Genomic DNA, 18,533 nt, shown 5'->3' with positions numbered 1-18,533 from the left:
GACTTTTGTCCCAGCCTTTTTTTAGTGACATTTGTCATGTGAGCCAGTGACAAAATCATCTAGTGGCATTTTTTGTCTTTCGCTATAATAAAGTCAGAAAGTGAGAGGTATAAAAATGAAACAGTGGTTCTATAAAGTATTTACGTTAACAGTTACTGGGATGGTCGTCTATTTGATCTTTTCAAAGGATGATAGTCTCTATTACCATTTCCCTTGGGAATTATTTGCGGGGATAGGCATCGTGAGCTGGGCAACTCAAGAAGGGCTGAAGCTCGTTAAAGAGGTCAAAAAGGAGTTTGAAAAATGAATAAGAAACTAGAAATTGGCTGGATGTTTGCTTTTTGTATGGTCCTCTGGCTAACTGAGCAGATGACGGGTTGGTTTTCTGCTCATTTTCCTAGCTGGTTTTTCCAAACGGTTTGGGGAGTTGCCTTGGTTGTCTTTGTCATCATTCCAGCTGGCCAGATCTGGTTGAAAGGAGAGCATCATGAGTGTCATTAGAGTTGAGAACTTGAAAAAAAGCATCAAAGGAAAGGTGATTCTAGAAGGTCTTTCTTTTGCGGTTGAACAGGGGGACTGCTTAGCCTTGATTGGGCCAAACGGGTCAGGGAAAACAACCTTGATGAATTGTCTGCTGGGAGATATGAAAGCGACTTCTGGAATCATTGAAGTAGAAGGGAAGTCTCCTGGTCATCCTCGATTAAAGGCTAGTGTGTCTTATCTCCCTCAAGAGAATGCCATCGTTCAAAAGTTAACCGTGCAGGAGCTGATCAACTTCTTTCGCTCCATTTATCCTAATCCCTTAACGATCAATGAAATCGATGATCTATTGCGTTTTAGTTCGGAGCAGAAGAGACAATTGGCCAGTAAGCTGTCTGGTGGGCAAAAGCGTCTCCTCTCCTTTGTGTTGACCTTGATTGGTCGTCCCAGTCTGCTGTTTTTGGATGAGCCAACGGCTGCTATGGATACGTCCACTCGCCAACGCTTTTGGGAGATTGTTAGGGATTTAAAAGATCAAGGTGTGACCATTGTCTATTCTTCCCATTACATTGAGGAAGTTGAGCATACGGCCGATCGGATCCTGGTCTTGCATCAGGGGCATTTGCTTCGGGATACGACACCACTCGCTATGAGAAGTGAAGAGGTAGAAAAACATTTTACCCTGCCCTTACGTTACCAAGCTCTAGTGGCAGAGATGGACGGGATTGGTCAAGTGACGGTCAAACCCGATGCCCTTCAAGTTGTGACAGGTGATGCCAATCGCTTGTGGAGGCGATTGCAAGAAGAAGGCTGTTCGATCCAAGAGATCGAAGTGACCAATCGAAGTTTATTGGATTCTATTTTTGAAAATACAAAGGAAGTAGGTAGAGAAGATGAAACGCATGAAAGCTCTCGGCGTAGTTGAGTGGCATTTGACCAGTCGCCAAGCCATTTATTATTTATTATCAATAGGGATGCCTACGGCCTTTTATCTCTTCTTTTCAGGGATGTACCAGGACACACCCGGGGCGCCCGCTCACTTTATGAGGGATTATCTCCTCTCCATGACGGCTTTTTCCATGATGTCTACGGCTCTATTTTCCTTTCCAACGGTTCTTGAAACCGATCGACTCAACAATTGGCAAAAAGTCTTGCGCCATACCCCGGTATCTATGGTAGAATATTATTTAATAAAGGTTGTGGGTCTCTTTGTAGACTTTCTCCTATCCATTGGGGTCGTCTTTACTGTGGGTCATGTAGTGCGGCATGTGAACATGTCCATACAGGATTGGGTCTTAGCAGCCTTTCTTCTCATCCTAGGAAGTCTAGCTTTTGTAGCTATCGGTCTGGTCTTGACCCTGCTTCCTTCCAGTCAATTGATGTCGGTTGCGGGCAATCTCCTCTATATGGGACTGGCTGTCATGGGTGGCCTATGGATGCCGATTAGTGTCTTTCCAGAATGGATGCAAGCGATTGGCAAATGTCTGCCAACCTATCAATTGATGGAACTGATCAAGACCTTTTTAAATAAGGGGCAGGTCAATGGCTTTGCTAGTCTCTATTTAACCTTGTTTACCCTGGTCTTGTTTACCCTTGTCATCGTCTATCGTCGTCATTCTGAGGTTCGTGCATGATTGAAAAACTCAAGCATATTCACCATATGTTTTACGTAGGCCTAATCTTTATGGCCTTTCCTTTTGCTACTATCTTATTTGGGCAAATTCCTTACTGGCATTTCTTTTTAGCTCTCTTTTTTATGGTGAGTTATCTGGGAATCCTCATTACGGAAAATAAGATACTGACCTGGTTTTTTTGGCTCTATCTTTTGGCTTATATAGGCGGAAATACCTTTTATATTGGTACTGGCTTTTGTTGGTTTTACTATTATCTAAGTAATATTTTAGTCTATCGTTTTGAAGTCAGCAATTTTCGTTCCCCCTTTCTTTGGACGGCCTTTCTATCACAACTGATCCTTTTGGGAGCCTTGTTATTTAATAGATATATGGGAGAAAATGATTGGCTTTTTGTACTGATCATTTGCTTGTTCATCGCGATTATGACCTTTAGTATGGTCCGGAATCGGATGATGGAAGAGTTGAAAGCTGACCATGCCAAGCAAAATGCCCAGATCAATCTCTTGCTGGCTGAAAACGAACGCCATCGGATTGGCCGCGATCTACATGACAGTCTGGGACACACCTTTGCCATGCTGAGTGTTAAGGCAGATCTGGCCGATCAATTCTTAGCACTGGGTCAGGTTGAGAAGGCGCAGGAGCAGGTACAAGAAATTCAAGCCATTAGCCAAGAGTCCATGCACCAAGTCCGAGAGATTGTGGAGAACTTGAAACAGCGAACCCTGACAAGAGAGTTAGAAACTGTCCAGCAAATGCTAGAAGTAGCACAAGTCAAAGTGGAGATTCAAAACGAGCTCGACACAGCTAGTATCTCGCCGATCCTAGAGTCTGCTCTGGCCATGGTATCTCTGGAATTAGCCACCAATATGATCAAACATGCCAAAGCGACAGAGGCCCATCTCTCTTATCACTCCACCGAAACAGGGGTGGAAATGGTCGCAGAAGACAATGGCATCGGTTTTGCCAAAGTCTCCGACAAGGACCTGCATTCGATCCGGGAACGACTTGAATTGCTAGGAGGAGAGCTGGTGATCAGTCATCGTAAAAACCCAACTCGAATAGAATTAACCATCCCTTATCAAGAAAGGAAATAAGATGCGCTTATTAGTTGCTGAAGACCAAAGTATGTTGCGAGATGCTCTCTGCCAGCTCTTGCTTTTGCAAAAGGACGTGGAAGAAGTCTTACAGGCTGGAGATGGCCAAGAGGCGATTCAATTGCTGGAAAGTCAGTCAGTAGATATTGCTATTTTAGATGTGGAAATGCCAATCCGTACAGGTCTTGAGGTTCTTGAATGGGCCAAGAGCCACCAACCCCAGCTCAAGGTTGTCATTGTTACCACCTTTAAGCGGCCCGGTTACTTTGAGCGGGCTCTCAAGGCTGGAGTCGACGCCTATGTCTTAAAAGAACGTCGCATTACGGACTTGATGGGGACCTTGCATACAGTTTTGGCAGGGCAAAAAGAATATTCTCCTGAATTAATGGAAACTATTCTGACCCATCCCAATCCCTTGAGCTCGCAAGAGCAAGCAGTCTTAAGAGAGGTGGCTAAGGGGGCTTCCAATCAAGAAATTGCAGATCATTTATACCTGTCAAATGGAACCATCCGCAATTATATGTCCGCTATTCTGACCAAGTTAAATGCAGAAAACCGGACCGAAGCAGCCAAGATCGCCCAAGAAAAAGGATGGCTATAAGGAGGCTAGGAACGGGGCAAATGGACGAAACATTGATACATCAAAATTAAAACTGCATGACGTGGTATTTCATTGCTCATAGGAGTTAGGAGTGGGACTTTTTTAAATTTCCCACTCCCTTTTTTGTAGAAATACTTTGTTTTTTTAGGGATTTTCTCATGATTCGGATTTGAATAGAAAATTCAGAAAATTTGCTATTTTTTCTTGAAATATTTTTTAAAAATGGTATCATAGAAACATGCTATTTTGAAATACAAAGTATTGGAAAGGAGCGACATGGAGAAAATTACCTTAGAAACTGCAAAGACTGGTTCTGAACTCGTACTTGAAACCCTGCGTGACCTGGGCATTGATACGATTTTTGGTTATCCAGGTGGAGCAGTCCTACCTTTGTACGATGCGATTTATAGTTTTAAAGGGATTCAGCATATCTTGGGCCGTCATGAACAAGGGTGCTTGCATGAGGCTGAAGGCTACGCCAAATCGACTGGAAAGCTGGGTATCGCAGTCGTCACTAGTGGACCGGGGGCTACCAATGCCATTACAGGGATTGCAGACGCGATGAGTGATAGTGTTCCCTTGCTGGTCTTTACGGGGCAAGTCAATCGCGCTGGTATCGGGAAAGATGCTTTTCAAGAAGCAGACATCGTAGGAATTACCATGCCGATTACCAAGTACAATTATCAAGTTCGGGAGACGGCAGATATTCCCCGGATCATCACAGAAGCTATTCACATTGCAACGACAGGTCGTCCAGGTCCGGTTGTCATTGACCTTCCAAAAGATGTCTCTGCTTTAGAGACGGACTTCATCTATGATCCAACTGTGAAGCTTCCTAGCTATCAGCCAACGGTAGAGCCCAATGAATTGCAGATCAAAAAGATCTTGAAGCAATTGAGTAAGGCGAAAAAACCAGTTCTTCTTGCTGGTGGTGGGGTCAGTTACGCTGAAGCAGCAAAAGACTTGATAGCTCTAGCAGAACGCTATCAGATCCCGGTTGTGACCAGCCTTTTGGGTCAAGGAACCATCGCAACTAGCCACCCGCTATTTTTGGGGATGGGTGGGATGCACGGTTCTTTTGCAGCCAATATTGCTATGACAGAGGCTGATTTTATGATCAGTATCGGTTGCCGCTTTGATGACCGTTTGACCGGTAATCCCAAGACCTTTGCGAAGAAGGCGAAAGTAGCGCATATTGATATCGATCCAGCAGAAATCGGTAAGATTATTGCAGTAGATATTCCAGTTGTTGGTGATGCGAAAAAAGCCTTGCAAATGCTTTTAGCTGAACCGACCGTTCATAACAATACTGAAAAATGGATTGAAAAGGTCACAAAAGATAAGAACCGTGTTCGTTCCTATGATAAGAAAGAACGGGTTGTTCAACCGCAAGCGGTGATTGAACGCATTGGAGAGTTGACCAAAGGGGATGCCATTGTCGTCACAGACGTTGGGCAACACCAAATGTGGACAGCTCAGTACTATCCATACCAAAATGAACGTCAATTGGTGACGTCAGGTGGACTTGGAACTATGGGATTCGGTGTTCCTGCAGCGATCGGAGCGAAAATCGCCAATCCAGAGAAAGAAGTTGTTCTCTTTGTTGGGGATGGTGGTTTCCAAATGACCAACCAGGAATTGGCCATCTTAAATATCTACAAGGTTCCGATCAAGGTGGTCATGCTCAACAACCATTCACTTGGGATGGTCCGCCAATGGCAGGAAGCCTTCTATGATGGAAGAACGTCCGAGTCGGTCTTTGATAGTCTCCCAGATTTCCAATTGATGGCACAAGCTTACGGCATTAAAAATTATAAATTTGATGATCCTGATAGTTTGGACAAGGATTTGGAAGTGATCACTGAGAATGTACCGATGTTTATCGAAGTCGATATTTCTCGGAAAGAGCACGTCTTACCGATGGTACCAGCTGGTAAGAGTAACCACGAGATGTTGGGGGTGAAGTTTAATGCGTAGAATGTTAACAGCCAAACTTCAAAACCGCTCAGGGGTTCTGAACCGTTTCACAGGTGTCCTGTCGAGACGCCAAGTCAATATCGAAAGCATTTCTGTTGGCGCAACAGAAGATCCCAATGTATCGCGGATTACCATTATTATTGATGTCGTTTCCCACGATGAAGTAGAGCAAATCATCAAACAGCTTAACCGTCAGGTCGATGTCATCCGTGTACGGGATATCACTGATAAACCGCACTTAGAGCGTGAAGTGATCTTGGTGAAAGTTTCTGCACCTGCTGAGAAGCGGGCAGAGATCCTAGCCATTATTCAACCTTTCCGTGCCACCGTGGTCGATGTAGCTCCAAGCTCGATCACCGTTCAAATGACGGGAAATGCGGAAAAGAGTGAAGCCCTTATCCGGGTTATTCGTCCTTACGGCATCAAAAATATCGCCCGTACCGGTGCAACTGGATTTACTCGAGATTAAATTCTCATCAGAAAATTGTTACCCTCGCCTAAAACGGCAAAATAAAATAGAAAAGAGATTTTACTTATGGCAGTTCAAATGGAATACGAAAAAGATGTTAAAGTTGCAGCATTAGACGGCAAGAAAATCGCCGTGATCGGTTATGGTTCACAAGGCCATGCCCACGCACAAAACTTGCGTGATTCAGGTCATGATGTCATCATCGGTGTGCGTCCTGGTAAATCATTCGATAAAGCAAAAGAAGATGGTTTTGAAGCGTATCCAGTGGCAGAAGCAACTAAATTGGCAGATATCATCATGGTCTTGGCACCTGATGAAATCCAAAAAGATATCTACAAAGATGAAATTGCTCCAAACTTGAGCGCTGGGAAAGCTATCGGATTTGCTCATGGTTTCAACATCCACTTTGGTTACATCAAAGCTCCTGAAGACGTCGATGTCTTCATGGTTGCACCAAAAGGACCAGGTCATTTGGTACGTCGTACTTACACTGAAGGATTTGGTGTACCAGCACTTTATGCTGTCTACCAAGACGCTACTGGTCACGCGAAAGACATCGCAATGGACTGGGCAAAAGGTGTTGGTGCAGCGCGTGTCGGTCTTCTTTCAACAACCTTCAAAGAAGAAACAGAAGAAGATTTGTTTGGTGAACAAGCCGTTCTTATGGGTGGTTTGACGAGCTTGATCGAAGCTGGATTTGAAGTATTGACAGAAGCAGGTTATGCACCTGAATTGGCTTACTTCGAAGTACTTCATGAAATGAAATTGATCGTTGACTTGATCTACGAAGGTGGCTTCAAGAAAATGCGTCAATCATGCTCAAATACTGCAGAATTTGGTGACTTTGTAACTGGACCACGTGTCATTGGCCCAGAAGTCAAAGAAAACATGAAAGCTGCCCTTGCTGATATCCAATCTGGTAAATTTGCACGTGAATTCGTTGAAGACCACGATGCTGGATTCCCACGTTTGAAAGCCTTCCGTAAACAAGCTGAAGAGCTTGAAATCGAAAAAGTTGGTGCTGAATTGCGTAAAGCAATGCCATTCGTTGGTCAAAACGACGATGACGCCTTCAAAATCTACAACTAATTGTCTGTAGAAAACAAGCAAGTTGGGACGGCCTAGCTTGCTTTTTTGATCAATACACTGCAACAGAGGTATAACATGATAACAGCAAAAGATGTGGCCAAGGCCCATAAAATATTAAATGGAGTCGTGGTCAATACGCCCCTAGAATTCGACCATTATTTATCAGAAAAGTATGGGGCAAAAATTTATTTGAAAAAAGAGAATGCCCAGCGTGTTCGTTCCTTCAAGATTCGTGGAGCCTATTACGCAATCTCTCAACTCTCAAAAGAAGAACGTGAACGTGGGGTGGTGTGTGCTTCAGCGGGGAACCACGCCCAAGGTGTGGCCTATACCTGTAATGAAATGAAGATCCCAGCGACTATCTTTATGCCCATTACCACACCTCAACAAAAAATCGGGCAAGTCCGCTTCTTTGGTGGGGACTATGTAACGATCAAGTTAGTAGGAGATACGTTTGATGCTTCTGCTAAGGCAGCTCAAGAGTTCACCCTTGCTGAAAAACGGACCTTTATCGATCCCTTTGATGATCCAAATGTACAAGCTGGTCAAGGAACAGTGGCCTACGAAATCCTTGAGGAAGCTCGAAAAGAATCTATTGCCTTTGATACCGTTCTTGTTCCTGTAGGTGGGGGTGGCCTTATTTCGGGTGTGTCTACCTACATCAAAGAAACAGAGTCAAAAATTGAAGTGATTGGTGTAGAGGCTGAAGGAGCGCGCTCCATGAAGGCTGCATTTGAAGCTGGTGGCCCCGTCAAATTGCCAGAAATTGATAAATTCGCAGATGGGATTGCAGTGCAAAAAGTCGGGCAATTGACTTATGAAGTGACCCGTCAGCATGTGGAAACCTTGATTGGCGTTGATGAAGGCTTGATTTCAGAGACCTTGATTGATCTCTATTCCAAGCAAGGAATTGTCGCTGAACCAGCAGGTGCGGCAAGTGTCGCTGCACTAGAGATCCTGCGCGAATACATCAAGGGTAAAACCATCTGTTGTATCATCTCAGGTGGAAATAATGATATCAACCGCATGCCTGAAATGGAAGAACGTGCCCTGATCTACGATGGGGTCAAACACTACTTTATTGTTAATTTCCCACAACGGCCAGGAGCTCTTCGTGAGTTCGTAAATGACATTTTAGGACCAAATGATGATATTACACGTTTTGAATATATCAAGCGTGCTAGCAAGGGAACTGGCCCTGTCTTAATTGGGGTAACCTTGGCTAATAAGCATGACTATGCAGGCTTGGTTAACCGTATTGAACGATTTGATCCTTCCTTTATCAACTTGAATGGGAATGAAACCCTCTATAATATGTTGGTCTGAGGCAAAATCGTCTGTTAAAATAAGCCAAATTCATTTAGGAAAAAATAAGGAAAAGCAATATATTTTAAGGGAATAGATTGCTTTTTTTCTAGTAGTTGTGATATGATATGCATACATGAAAAGGAGGAATTTAAAATGCCTGGATTTTTTATTTTTATTTTATTCTTACTGCTGGTAGCTGGGCTCATCGTTATTAGCTCGCTATATGTGGTGAAGCAACAATCCGTTGCGATTATCGAACGTTTTGGTCGCTATGAAAAGATTAGTAATAGTGGGATTCATATGCGGGCCCCATTTGGAATTGACAAGATTGCAGCACGCGTCCAACTCCGTCTCTTGCAAAGTGAGATCATTGTCGAAACCAAGACTCAAGACAACGTATTTGTTACCATGAATGTGGCTACTCAATACCGTGTGAATGAAAATAATGTGACGGATGCCTACTACAAACTTATGCGTCCAGAAGCTCAAATCAAGTCTTATATCGAAGATGCGCTTCGCTCATCTGTTCCAAAATTAACCTTGGATGAACTCTTTGAGAAAAAAGATGAAATCGCACTTGAAGTTCAAAGACAGGTGGCAGAAGAAATGTCGACCTATGGTTACATTATTGTGAAAACCCTGATCACCAAAGTTGAGCCAGATGCCGAAGTCAAACAATCCATGAACGAGATCAATGCGGCGCAACGGAAACGCGTAGCTGCTCAAGAATTGGCAGAAGCTGATAAGATTAAGATCGTCACAGCTGCCGAAGCAGAAGCAGAAAAAGATCGCTTGCATGGGGTCGGGATCGCTGAACAACGGAAGGCAATTGTCGATGGTTTAGCAGATTCCATTAAAGAGTTAAAAGGAGCGAACGTAGATTTGACCGAAGAACAAATCATGTCCATTCTTTTGACCAACCAATATTTGGATACACTAAATAATTTTGCAGACAAAGAAGGAAATAATACGATTTTCCTTCCAGCTAACCCAGATGGTGTCGAAAACATTCGTACTCAAATATTATCAGCCTTGAAAGCAAAGTAAACTTTTTATCATTTTTTAAAAAAGGTTCGTATTTTCAGCGATTTTAGTTGACAAAATGTGCAAAAAAATTTATATTAGTTATTGGAAATAATAATATAGGAGAAAGATAATGGCTAAATCGAACTTTGAAAAAGTAGAATCAGTTGTCAGTTGGGTGCGGGATAAAAAGATTACAGGGTATCGTATCAGTAAAGAAACGAATGCTCGTGAAATGTCAATTATTGCCTTGGCGCAAGGTCGCGCAAAGGTGAAAAACATTTCCTTTGAAACTGCACTTGGATTGATTGATTTTTATGATAAAAATCATCAAAAATTCGAAGATTAATTTGTTGTTTCAATTGAAAGCCTGAGAGGTTGATCTCGGGCTTTTTCTGTGCCTGAAAAGAAAAAAGAGAGTGGGACAGAAATCGGTCATTCGTTAGAATTCGATTTCGTTGTCCCACCTCCGCACAGTTGAGTAGGGCTGTAAAAGCTGATGAAATCAGCNNGACTTTTGTCCCAGCCTCCATGAGATGAAGCTATTTTAGGAAGCGTTGAAGGAATTCCTTGGTCCGTTCTTCTTTTGGATGACTAAAGATCTCTTTTGGATCGCCTTGTTCAGCGATCACGCCTTTATCCATAAAGATAACGTGGCTGGAAACATCACGGGCAAATTCCATTTCGTGGGTCACCACGATCATCGTAAGACCTTCTTTGGCCAAGTCTTGCATGATCTTCAAAACTTCCCCAACCATTTCGGGGTCAAGGGCAGAAGTCGGTTCATCAAAGAGGATGGCATCAGGATCCATGGAAAGGGCACGCGCAATAGCAACCCGTTGTTTTTGTCCTCCTGAAAGTTGTTTCGGACGGGCAGCCCAATATTGAGATCCCATTCCGACTTTTTCAAGATTTTCTTTGGCAACTTTTTCTGCAGTTTCTCGGTCCCGCTTGAGGACGGTTGTTTGTGCAACGATTGTATTTTCCAAGACATTCAAATTTTCAAAAAGATTAAAGCTTTGGAAAACCATTCCTAATTTCTCACGATAATGCGTGAGATCATACTCAGGATCAAGGACATTTTGGCCACGATAGAGGATTTCTCCAGCAGTAGGCGTCTCTAAGAGATTGATAGAACGCAGGAAGGTGGATTTTCCGCTACCTGAGCTACCAATGATAGAGATGACTTCTCCTTTTCGGATGGTCAGGGAGATATCTTTCAAAACCTCGTTTTGGCCGTAAGATTTTTTTAAATGTTTGATTTCAAGAATGTTCTCTGCCATTATTTCACCTCCGTAATTTGCATTTGATTTGCCCCTGTTGTGTAGGTATCCGCATCTAAACGCCGTTCAATATAGCGAAGGATGCGAGTGATGGTAAAGGTGAGAACAAAGTAAATCACTGCAATGATTGTAAAGGTTGGGAAGTATTTGAAATTCTGTGTTGCAACCGTATTTCCTGTGAAGTATAGTTCGACCACAGAAATCACGTTCAAGACAGAGGTATCTTTGATATTGATGACAAATTCATTCCCTGTAGCTGGTAAGATATTGCGAATCACTTGAGGTAAAACAACCTTGCGCATGGTTTGTCCATGCGTCATTCCAAGTGCTGTAGCTGCTTCAAATTGTCCTTTATCTACAGCATAGATCCCACCACGGACAATTTCACTCATGTAGGCCCCTGTGTTGATCGATACAATGACAATTGCGGCGAGAGTACGGTCGATTGAAATACCATAGGCTTGGGCAATTCCGTAGTAAATAACCATAGATTGTACGATCATGGGTGTTCCACGGAAAATTTCAATGTAGACATTCAAAAACCAACCAAAGGCAGTTTGAAGAATGGCAAGGAATTTATTTTTAAGCTTTGGAGCTGTACGGTAAACGCCAATCAAAAGCCCAATAATTAAGCCAAAGATTGTCCCAGTCAAGGAGATCAAGAGAGTCATGCCTGTTCCTCGTAAGAATTGAGGGCTGCTTTCTTTTAAGATGTTGAAAACCTGATCAAAGAAGGATTCTTTCTTTTCAGCGGTATCTGTAGAAACAGGTTGTTTTGTCACCATGTCATCCATGAGTTTGACCTGGTCTTTGGTTGAAATGTTGGCTAAAGCAGCATTGACTTGGTCAATCCGTTTGTCGCCTTTTTTCATCCCGATCGCGATTGTAGCGTCTTCTTCTCCAACTTCAAATCCTTTTTTGAATTCAATCATCTTAAAATGAGGATTAGCAGATTCAGCTGTCAAGGCTTCAGGTCGTTCAGAAACGTAGGCGTCAATGACACCAGATTCCAAAGCTTGGCGCATTTGGGCAAAGTCCCCCATAGCCGTTCCTTTTTTAGCCCCTTTTAGCTGCGAAATGAGATTATAGAGGTAGACCCCTTGCTGAGAGGTGACCTTTGCGTCCTTAAAGTCATCTAGACTAGTCGCATTGGCATATTTTCCATCTTTGCGAACGAGCATCACCGGCTCACTAGTGTAATAGCTCTTTGAGAAAGCTATTTCTTTCTTACGTTCTGCGGTGGGGCTCATGCCTGCAATGATCATATCGATTTTTCCAGATGAGAGAGCAGGGATTAGACCATTCCAAGATGTTTTGACAACCAAGGGTTTTTTCCCAAGCTTTTCTGCTACCTTTTTAGCGATTTGAACATCGTAGCCATTGGCGTATTGATTGGTACCATCAATCTTAACGGCACCATTTGAATCATCTTTTTGCGTCCAGTTAAACGGTGCATAAGCCGCTTCCATCCCGATACGCAGATAATCCTCTTCTTTATCTTTATGAGTAGTTGCTAGAAAAATCAAGAGGACCGCCACTATTCCAGCAAAAACTCCAATGAGTGATTTTTTCATATGGTCTCCTATTTCTATAAAATTTTATCTTCTTATTGTACAAGAATTTGTATCACTTTTCAAATAAATTCTTCTTTTTATTTAAAAAATGCTATAATAATACAAAGGAGCGTGATCAAATGAAAAAGTTTTTGTATCTTGTTTTCGCCATTCTTATCTGTATTTTTGTGGTCCGTGATGTTCAAGCATCTAGTCCCTCCTATGATGTCCTTTCCTACCGAGGAACCCTGACTTTAAATACCTGGGATGATGCTACTTATGAGGAAGAACTAGTCTATTATTTCAAGAACTCCTATAATGGGCAGTACGTCACCTTAGGAAGTGCTGGGAACATGCCACAAGGCTTTGAAATTGAGATGCCACCAAAGGTTGAGGTGGAAGGTCGCGAGCTTGACAGAGAGCCTGAGATTACAAACTTAGGGGACGGCTACCGAGTGAAAATTTATAATAGCGGGGTAGCGCATGATACGGTCAAAGTAAAGGTGACTTGGAACTTGAAAAATCTCCTCTTTGTCCATCAGGATATCTTAAGGCTCAATTGGAAGCCAATCAGTGATGGAGATAGAGGTGTTTCAAAAGTAGAGTTGAAAGTGATTCCTAAATTCGCTTCTCCAACAACAACTTCTGAATTGCATGTTCATACAGCCTACCTGGGTCCTGAGGCAGTTGTCACTAAAGACCAAGCAGACTATACAGCAACTATATCTAATTTGCCAAGCAAAGAGGGTGTTGAACTCTCAGCCTATTGGTTGAAATCGGATCTTGCGTCCCTAGGGGAGTCATCTCGCAATACAGGCTTGATGAAAGAGGATGAATACCACCGCTTAGAAGAGCACATTGCTCAAACCAGACTGTGGATACACCTGTTCTGGAATCTGATTCTTCCAGCAATCATTTTGCTTTTCCTCCTCTTAGCCATTTATTACTGGCGGAAATTCAAGAAGGCTACCTGGTCTGGTGTTACTTATCCTACGGATACGCGGATGTATGAGTTGCCGAACAATCTTGCCCCCTTGGTCATGGCCTCAGTCGTCTATTCAACGGAGATCGATGAGGCTTGTCCGGCAGGTAATCCAGATTCAAAATCCACATTTTCTTTTGACAAATTGTTGCAGGCAACCTTGCTTGATTTGATGGATAGAGGTGCGATCGCTTATCGACAAGATGGAGAGAAGACGATTCTTAGTCGACAAAATCAGGATTCGTTAGATGACTTTGAGCGTGACTTTTTGAATATGGCTTTTGGTAATAAGCTCGAATGTACAGTTGACCACTTATTCGAAGATTTCTACATTGACCCGTCTCTGTATAAACATGCTAAGAAGAAAGATCAAGATCGGATTCGTGCCGAAGGTAGAGAAGCACAAATTCAGATTAATTGTGCAGTTAACGCAGTTGCTCGCGGGGTTCAAAGTAAAATTCGAAGTATCGGTTTTCCAACTTATTACCGTCCCTTAAGTCCACAAGAAAATACTTTGGGACGAAGAGCCATTACCTATGGAATTGTCGCCTGTATTATTGCTTTCTTGGCTTTCTTTGCTAGGGATGAGATCTTCCACAGCTTTTCCATCTACTACATGCCGGCTACAGTCGCTTTAGGGGTCATTCCAATTCTTTTGAGTAAACGCTATAAAGTCGCTCAAAGAGATGGTGTCGTTAATGCGGCAGGTGCTGAGCAACGTTATTACTGGGATAGCTTCGGTCGCATGTTGAAAGAGATTGCCCACCTTAACGATGCAGAACTGCAGTCTTTAGTTCTCTGGAATCGTTTATTGGTGTATGCAGCTTTATACGGTGTAGCTGACAAGGTGGCTAAAGTGATGAAACTGCGTCAGATTCATATTCAAAATCCAGCCTTGGATGCCTTTGTGTATACTTCGTTTTATCACCATTTGTCTCACTCTAGTAATGCCATGTCTACCTATAGTACGACGGCAACGACAGCTAGTCATTTCACTGTTTCCTCTAGTAGTGGAGGAGGTTTCTCTGGCGGAGGTGGAGGAGGAGGTTTTGGTGCCTTCTAATCTTGCCTTTAGCATTGAAAGATGCAATGAGTTCAGCAAAAGGGTCGGAAAGACCCCGCAGCTGAACTCTTTTTAATATATTAATTAAATCTAGTCGGATGGATAGAATTATGATATAATGAAACAAATGTAAGTTTAGGAGAAAAAGATGTTTCTGTTTGAATTAATCAAGGCAATTATTTTTGGGATTGTTGAAGGGATTACAGAATGGTTGCCAATCTCAAGTACGGGTCACTTGATTCTATTTCAAGATTTTATTCAATTTAAAAACCAAGATCCTGCTTTTATGGAGATGTTTAACGTTGTCATCCAATTGGGTGCCATCCTTGCAGTTGTAGTCATTTATTTTGACAAGTTGTATCCGTTTAAACCGGGAAAATCTCCACTAGAAGTTCGCAGAACCTGGCAATTATGGGCAAAAGTGGCTGTGGCGACTCTTCCATTGATCTTTGTGTTTAAATTGGACGATTGGTTTGAGGCACATTTTCACAATTCGATTTCAGTTGCCATCATGTTAATTACCTACGGGGTTGCTTTTATCTATCTTGAAAGACGGGAACAAGTTCAGCCTCAGGTAACGGAATTGCATAAATTGCCTTACCGAACAGCGCTTTATATTGGCCTTTTCCAAGTTCTATCTCTCTTTCCAGGTACCAGTCGGTCTGGTGCTACGATTGTTGGTGGTTTGATCAATGGGGTTAGCCGTCCAGTCGTGACAGAATTTACCTTCTACCTCGGGATCCCAGCTATGTTTGGCGCGAGTCTCCTAAAAGTTGCTAAATTCGCTCTGGGAGGTCATTCGCTTGCTTTTGGTCAACTCTTTATCCTTCTAGTAGCCATGGGAGTAGCCTTTATGGTGAGTATGTATGCGATCCGTTTCTTGACAGATTATGTGAAGAGTCATGATTTTACCGCTTTTGGGAAATACCGGATCGTCCTTGGTTCGATCTTGCTTTTGTATGGTTTGATCCGTGTCATTTTCTAGGTGAAGTATTCTGATATTCGTTCGATGATTATAGAGGTTGGTGACTTTTGTCTCAACCTCTTTTCACTACATCCTTTTTTTGAATTCTGTCCATTTTTTTAGTATAATAGTAGGACTAGAAGTATGAGGTTACGCTATGAAAATGAAGCAAATAAGTGATTCAACAATTAAAATCACGATTCAACTAGAAGACCTAGAAGAAAGAGGAATGGAAATCGCGGATTTCCTTGTTCCACAAGAAAAGACAGAAGAATTTTTCTATGCGATTTTAGATGAGCTCGAAATGCCTGAAAGTTTCCTAGATAGTGGAATGCTGAGCTTTCGTGTCACTCCTAAGCCAGATAAATTAGATGTTTTTGTCACTAAATCAAAGATTGACCAACAATTGGATTTTGACGATTTATCAGAGCTGCCAGATATGGAAGAGTTGTCCCATATGACGCCTGATGAATTCATCAAGACCTTGGAAAAAACTATCTCTGACAAGACAAAAGGAGATGCAGAGGCTATTCATCATCTAGAGCAAGAAGAACTGCGGGCTAATCAAGAGAACAAAGAGGTATCGGAGCTACCGGCCAGCCAATATATCTATTTTATCTTGCATTTTTCAACACTTCAGCAAGTGGTGGATTTTGCGAAGACGGTCACGTATTCAGTTGATACTTCTGAATTGTACAAGATGGAATCTGATTATTATTTAACTGTCTTAGTAGATACAGAACACCAACCAAGCCAATACCCAACTTGGTTATTAGCAATCATTCGTGAGTACGCGGATGATTCCGAAGTGACGCGCGCAGTCTTACAAGAGCATGGTCACTTGCTGATGGTGTCAGGTGCGATTGAGAATTTGAAGAAAGTTGCTAGCCTATGATGTCTTTTTCCTTGCAATTCGTTTTGGTATTGATCGCAACCTTTTTGATTGCACTGGTTTTGACGCCTTTGGTTCGGCTATTTGCTTTCAAGATTGATGCAGTGGATTATCCCAATGCTCGTAGGATCAACACCAAACCTATGCCCAGTGCAGGTGGCTTGTCGATTGTGATTGCTTTTACAATCGCAACTCTGTGCTTTATCCCGATGCTGACATCAACGACTTTACAGATCAAACATTACCTAGCCTATACCTTACCGGTCGTAGGGGCAGGCTGGATTATTGCTTTGACTGGATTAATTGATGATGTTAAGGAATTATCTGCTAAGAAAAAGATGATTGGGATCCTGATTGCGGCCAATTTGATTTGGTTTGTGACAGACTTCAAGCTAAATGATTTTAAGATCCCCTTTGGTGGTCCCTTACTTCATTTTGAACCATGGTTATCTTATATCTTGACAGTGATTTGGATTGTTTCTATTACCAATGCGGTCAATTTAATCGACGGTTTGGATGGTTTGGTAAGTGGTGTTTCCATCATTTCCTTAGTAACCATGGGGATTGTTTCTTATTTCTTTTTACCAGTTCCCAATCTTTTCTTGACCATGACCATCTTTGTGCTGGTTGCGGCCATCGCTGGTTTCTTTCCCTTTAACTACCATCCTGCCATTCTCTATCTGGGAGACACAGGCGCCTTGTTTATTGGGTTTATGATTTCTGTCTTGTCTTTGCAAGGCTTGAAAAATGCGACTGCCGTTGCGGTCGTAACTCCTATGATTATCCTTGGAGTTCCGATTACAGATACCTTTTTGGCCATTATCCGTCGAACCCTATCAGGTCAAAAATTTTATAAACCGGATCGCAACCACTTGCACCACCGCCTGCTCTCTTTGGGCTTGACACATCGAGGAACAGTGCTAGTGATTTATGGGATTTCGATGATCTTTTCAATGATCTCATTATTGCTCAATATTTCCACTCGTATCGGAGGTATTTTGCTGGTGATCGGGCTCTTATTTGGAGTAGAGCTACTAGCAGAATTGATTGGGGTGTTAGGTCCTAGTCACAGTCCGCTGTTAAATGTCCTACGTTATATTGGAAATTCCTCCTACCGTGAGGAAGTACGACAAAAGCGAAAAAAGAGAAGTAAACAAGAATAGTTCTAATCAAAAGAAAAGCCATTTAGGCTTTTTTTTGATATACTTGAAAGGTAAAACATTACTTTGTTTTGAAGGAGTCTTCTGTTTGAAGTTTTCCAAATTGCAAAGTAAAAAGAAAGGGAATGCAATGTCGACATTAGAAATTAAAGACCTTCACGTTGAAATTGAAGGCAAAGAAATTTTAAAAGGTGTAAACCTAACCCTTAAAACGGGTGAAATCGCAGCCATCATGGGACCAAACGGAACAGGGAAATCGACTCTGTCAGCTGCCATTATGGGAAACCCAAATTATGAAGTGACCAAGGGTGAGATCCTGTTTGATGGTGTCAACATCTTAGAATTAGAAGTAGACGAACGGGCACGCATGGGCTTGTTCCTAGCCATGCAATACCCTTCAGAAATCCAAGGAATTACCAATGCTGAATTTTTACGTGCAGCCATGAATGCTGGTAAGGAAGAGGATGAAAAAATTTCCATTCGTGATTTCATCAAAAAATTGGATGAGAAGATGGAATTGCTTAACATGAAAGAAGAAATGGCAGAACGTTACCTCAATGAAGGCTTCTCTGGTGGTGAGAAAAAACGCAATGAAATCCTTCAATTATTGATGTTGGAGCCAACCTTTGCCCTTTTGGATGAAATTGACTCTGGTTTGGATATTGATGCTCTGAAAGTCGTTTCTAAAGGAGTCAATGCCATGCGTGGAGAAGGTTTTGGTGCTATGATCATCACCCACTACCAACGTTTGCTAAACTATATTACTCCAGATGTCGTCCATGTCATGATGGAAGGCCGTGTCGTGCTTTCAGGTGGTCCAGAATTGGCTGCGCGCTTGGAACGTGAAGGCTATGCAAAACTGGCAGAAGAACTCGGTTACGACTATAAAGAAGAACTATAACATGATGACAAGTCGTCTTATGTGATCATGAATAACAAATAGTATCTTTATTAGGAGAAA

General features: G+C 42.4%; 19 protein-coding genes. 17 read left to right on the top strand and 2 right to left on the bottom strand.

Features of this window, described 5'->3' with window-relative positions:
• Positions 1-115: 115 nt before the first annotated feature.
• From BTU61_RS08155 to BTU61_RS08100, 12 genes are all read left to right on the top strand, one after another.
• The gene (locus tag BTU61_RS08155) at positions 116-307 is read left to right on the top strand and encodes a hypothetical protein (protein WP_200773113.1); all 192 of its coding nucleotides are present in this window, start codon (positions 116-118) and stop codon (positions 305-307) included.
• Positions 304-501 (top strand): hypothetical protein, encoded by a 198-nt coding sequence (locus tag BTU61_RS08150; protein ID WP_200773112.1) that lies wholly within the window; start codon positions 304-306, stop codon positions 499-501. Before BTU61_RS08155 ends, BTU61_RS08150 begins: the two co-directional genes overlap by 4 nt.
• Positions 488-1,405: an ABC transporter ATP-binding protein gene (locus BTU61_RS08145; RefSeq protein ID WP_200773111.1), complete on the top strand. Its 918-nt coding sequence runs from the start codon at positions 488-490 to the stop codon at positions 1,403-1,405. The genes BTU61_RS08150 and BTU61_RS08145 overlap by 14 nt, the downstream gene beginning before the upstream one ends.
• Complete coding sequence (locus BTU61_RS08140) at positions 1,374-2,114, top strand: ABC transporter permease (RefSeq protein WP_200773110.1); 741 nt, start codon at positions 1,374-1,376, stop codon at positions 2,112-2,114. The genes BTU61_RS08145 and BTU61_RS08140 overlap by 32 nt, the downstream gene beginning before the upstream one ends.
• Complete coding sequence (locus BTU61_RS08135; protein ID WP_200773109.1) at positions 2,111-3,208, top strand: sensor histidine kinase; 1,098 nt, start codon at positions 2,111-2,113, stop codon at positions 3,206-3,208. The genes BTU61_RS08140 and BTU61_RS08135 overlap by 4 nt, the downstream gene beginning before the upstream one ends.
• A gap of 1 nt (position 3,209) precedes the next feature.
• Positions 3,210-3,809, top strand: a complete 600-nt coding sequence (locus BTU61_RS08130; RefSeq protein ID WP_200773108.1) for a response regulator transcription factor — start codon at positions 3,210-3,212, stop codon at positions 3,807-3,809.
• 276 nt (positions 3,810-4,085) lie between these two features.
• Positions 4,086-5,786, top strand: coding sequence for an acetolactate synthase large subunit (locus BTU61_RS08125; protein WP_200773107.1), 1,701 nt, complete (start codon positions 4,086-4,088; stop codon positions 5,784-5,786).
• A complete protein-coding gene (ilvN, locus tag BTU61_RS08120; RefSeq protein ID WP_187538092.1) occupies positions 5,779-6,255 on the top strand; it encodes an acetolactate synthase small subunit in 477 nt (158 codons plus the stop codon). Before BTU61_RS08125 ends, ilvN begins: the two co-directional genes overlap by 8 nt.
• 66 nt (positions 6,256-6,321) lie before the next feature.
• Positions 6,322-7,344 (top strand): ketol-acid reductoisomerase, encoded by a 1,023-nt coding sequence (gene ilvC / locus BTU61_RS08115; RefSeq protein ID WP_187538094.1) that lies wholly within the window; start codon positions 6,322-6,324, stop codon positions 7,342-7,344.
• A gap of 75 nt (positions 7,345-7,419) precedes the next feature.
• A complete protein-coding gene (gene ilvA / locus BTU61_RS08110; protein WP_200773106.1) occupies positions 7,420-8,670 on the top strand; it encodes a threonine ammonia-lyase IlvA in 1,251 nt (416 codons plus the stop codon).
• Between the two features lie 135 nt (positions 8,671-8,805).
• Positions 8,806-9,699 carry an SPFH domain-containing protein gene (locus tag BTU61_RS08105; RefSeq protein ID WP_187538099.1) on the top strand — a complete coding sequence of 298 codons (894 nt, stop codon included), beginning with the start codon at positions 8,806-8,808 and terminating at the stop codon, positions 9,697-9,699.
• Positions 9,700-9,808: 109 nt separating this feature from the next.
• Positions 9,809-10,024, top strand: a complete 216-nt coding sequence (locus BTU61_RS08100) for a capsule biosynthesis transcriptional regulator (protein ID WP_187538101.1) — start codon at positions 9,809-9,811, stop codon at positions 10,022-10,024.
• Positions 10,025-10,217: 193 nt separating this feature from the next.
• Here BTU61_RS08100 and BTU61_RS08095 read toward each other — a convergent pair whose 3' ends face one another.
• Together BTU61_RS08095 and BTU61_RS08090 are read right to left on the bottom strand one after the other, a co-directional pair.
• Positions 10,218-10,958 carry an amino acid ABC transporter ATP-binding protein gene (locus tag BTU61_RS08095; protein ID WP_200773105.1) on the bottom strand — a complete coding sequence of 247 codons (741 nt, stop codon included), beginning with the start codon at positions 10,956-10,958 and terminating at the stop codon, positions 10,218-10,220.
• Entirely contained in the window at positions 10,958-12,532 is a 1,575-nt protein-coding gene (locus BTU61_RS08090; protein WP_187538105.1) for an ABC transporter substrate-binding protein/permease, read from the bottom strand. The genes BTU61_RS08095 and BTU61_RS08090 overlap by 1 nt, the downstream gene beginning before the upstream one ends.
• A gap of 119 nt (positions 12,533-12,651) precedes the next feature.
• Between BTU61_RS08090 and BTU61_RS08085 the strand changes: the two genes are divergently transcribed.
• The 5 genes from BTU61_RS08085 to sufC all read left to right on the top strand — a co-directional run bounded on the left by BTU61_RS08085 (position 12,652) and on the right by sufC (position 18,473).
• Complete coding sequence (locus tag BTU61_RS08085) at positions 12,652-14,556, top strand: DUF2207 domain-containing protein (RefSeq protein WP_200773104.1); 1,905 nt, start codon at positions 12,652-12,654, stop codon at positions 14,554-14,556.
• Positions 14,557-14,704: 148 nt separating this feature from the next.
• Positions 14,705-15,541, top strand: a complete 837-nt coding sequence (locus BTU61_RS08080) for an undecaprenyl-diphosphate phosphatase (protein WP_187538109.1) — start codon at positions 14,705-14,707, stop codon at positions 15,539-15,541.
• A 136-nt stretch (positions 15,542-15,677) separates the two neighbouring features.
• Complete coding sequence (mecA, locus tag BTU61_RS08075; RefSeq protein ID WP_200773103.1) at positions 15,678-16,415, top strand: adaptor protein MecA; 738 nt, start codon at positions 15,678-15,680, stop codon at positions 16,413-16,415.
• Entirely contained in the window at positions 16,412-17,575 is a 1,164-nt protein-coding gene (locus BTU61_RS08070) for a glycosyltransferase family 4 protein (RefSeq protein WP_200773102.1), read from the top strand. Before mecA ends, BTU61_RS08070 begins: the two co-directional genes overlap by 4 nt.
• Before the next feature lie 127 nt (positions 17,576-17,702).
• Entirely contained in the window at positions 17,703-18,473 is a 771-nt protein-coding gene (gene sufC / locus BTU61_RS08065) for a Fe-S cluster assembly ATPase SufC (RefSeq protein ID WP_187538115.1), read from the top strand.
• Positions 18,474-18,533 lie beyond the last annotated feature (60 nt).

It is taken from the genome of Streptococcus lactarius, assembly GCF_016642265.1.
In the GTDB taxonomy this organism is placed as follows: domain Bacteria; phylum Bacillota; class Bacilli; order Lactobacillales; family Streptococcaceae; genus Streptococcus; species Streptococcus lactarius.
Note: the sequence above shows the minus strand (reverse complement) of the source record. Positions and strands in the feature narration are given on the sequence as shown.

Coding starts and splice junctions, on each gene's coding strand:
- BTU61_RS08155 (WP_200773113.1), top strand. CDS start 116: ATGAAACAGTGGTTCTATAAAGTATTTACGTTAACAGTTACTGGGATG.
- BTU61_RS08150 (WP_200773112.1), top strand. CDS start 304: ATGAATAAGAAACTAGAAATTGGCTGGATGTTTGCTTTTTGTATGGTC.
- BTU61_RS08145 (WP_200773111.1), top strand. CDS start 488: ATGAGTGTCATTAGAGTTGAGAACTTGAAAAAAAGCATCAAAGGAAAG.
- BTU61_RS08140 (WP_200773110.1), top strand. CDS start 1,374: ATGAAACGCATGAAAGCTCTCGGCGTAGTTGAGTGGCATTTGACCAGT.
- BTU61_RS08135 (WP_200773109.1), top strand. CDS start 2,111: ATGATTGAAAAACTCAAGCATATTCACCATATGTTTTACGTAGGCCTA.
- BTU61_RS08130 (WP_200773108.1), top strand. CDS start 3,210: ATGCGCTTATTAGTTGCTGAAGACCAAAGTATGTTGCGAGATGCTCTC.
- BTU61_RS08125 (WP_200773107.1), top strand. CDS start 4,086: ATGGAGAAAATTACCTTAGAAACTGCAAAGACTGGTTCTGAACTCGTA.
- ilvN (WP_187538092.1), top strand. CDS start 5,779: ATGCGTAGAATGTTAACAGCCAAACTTCAAAACCGCTCAGGGGTTCTG.
- ilvC (WP_187538094.1), top strand. CDS start 6,322: ATGGCAGTTCAAATGGAATACGAAAAAGATGTTAAAGTTGCAGCATTA.
- ilvA (WP_200773106.1), top strand. CDS start 7,420: ATGATAACAGCAAAAGATGTGGCCAAGGCCCATAAAATATTAAATGGA.
- BTU61_RS08105 (WP_187538099.1), top strand. CDS start 8,806: ATGCCTGGATTTTTTATTTTTATTTTATTCTTACTGCTGGTAGCTGGG.
- BTU61_RS08100 (WP_187538101.1), top strand. CDS start 9,809: ATGGCTAAATCGAACTTTGAAAAAGTAGAATCAGTTGTCAGTTGGGTG.
- BTU61_RS08095 (WP_200773105.1), bottom strand. CDS start 10,958: ATGGCAGAGAACATTCTTGAAATCAAACATTTAAAAAAATCTTACGGC.
- BTU61_RS08090 (WP_187538105.1), bottom strand. CDS start 12,532: ATGAAAAAATCACTCATTGGAGTTTTTGCTGGAATAGTGGCGGTCCTC.
- BTU61_RS08085 (WP_200773104.1), top strand. CDS start 12,652: ATGAAAAAGTTTTTGTATCTTGTTTTCGCCATTCTTATCTGTATTTTT.
- BTU61_RS08080 (WP_187538109.1), top strand. CDS start 14,705: ATGTTTCTGTTTGAATTAATCAAGGCAATTATTTTTGGGATTGTTGAA.
- mecA (WP_200773103.1), top strand. CDS start 15,678: ATGAAAATGAAGCAAATAAGTGATTCAACAATTAAAATCACGATTCAA.
- BTU61_RS08070 (WP_200773102.1), top strand. CDS start 16,412: ATGATGTCTTTTTCCTTGCAATTCGTTTTGGTATTGATCGCAACCTTT.
- sufC (WP_187538115.1), top strand. CDS start 17,703: ATGTCGACATTAGAAATTAAAGACCTTCACGTTGAAATTGAAGGCAAA.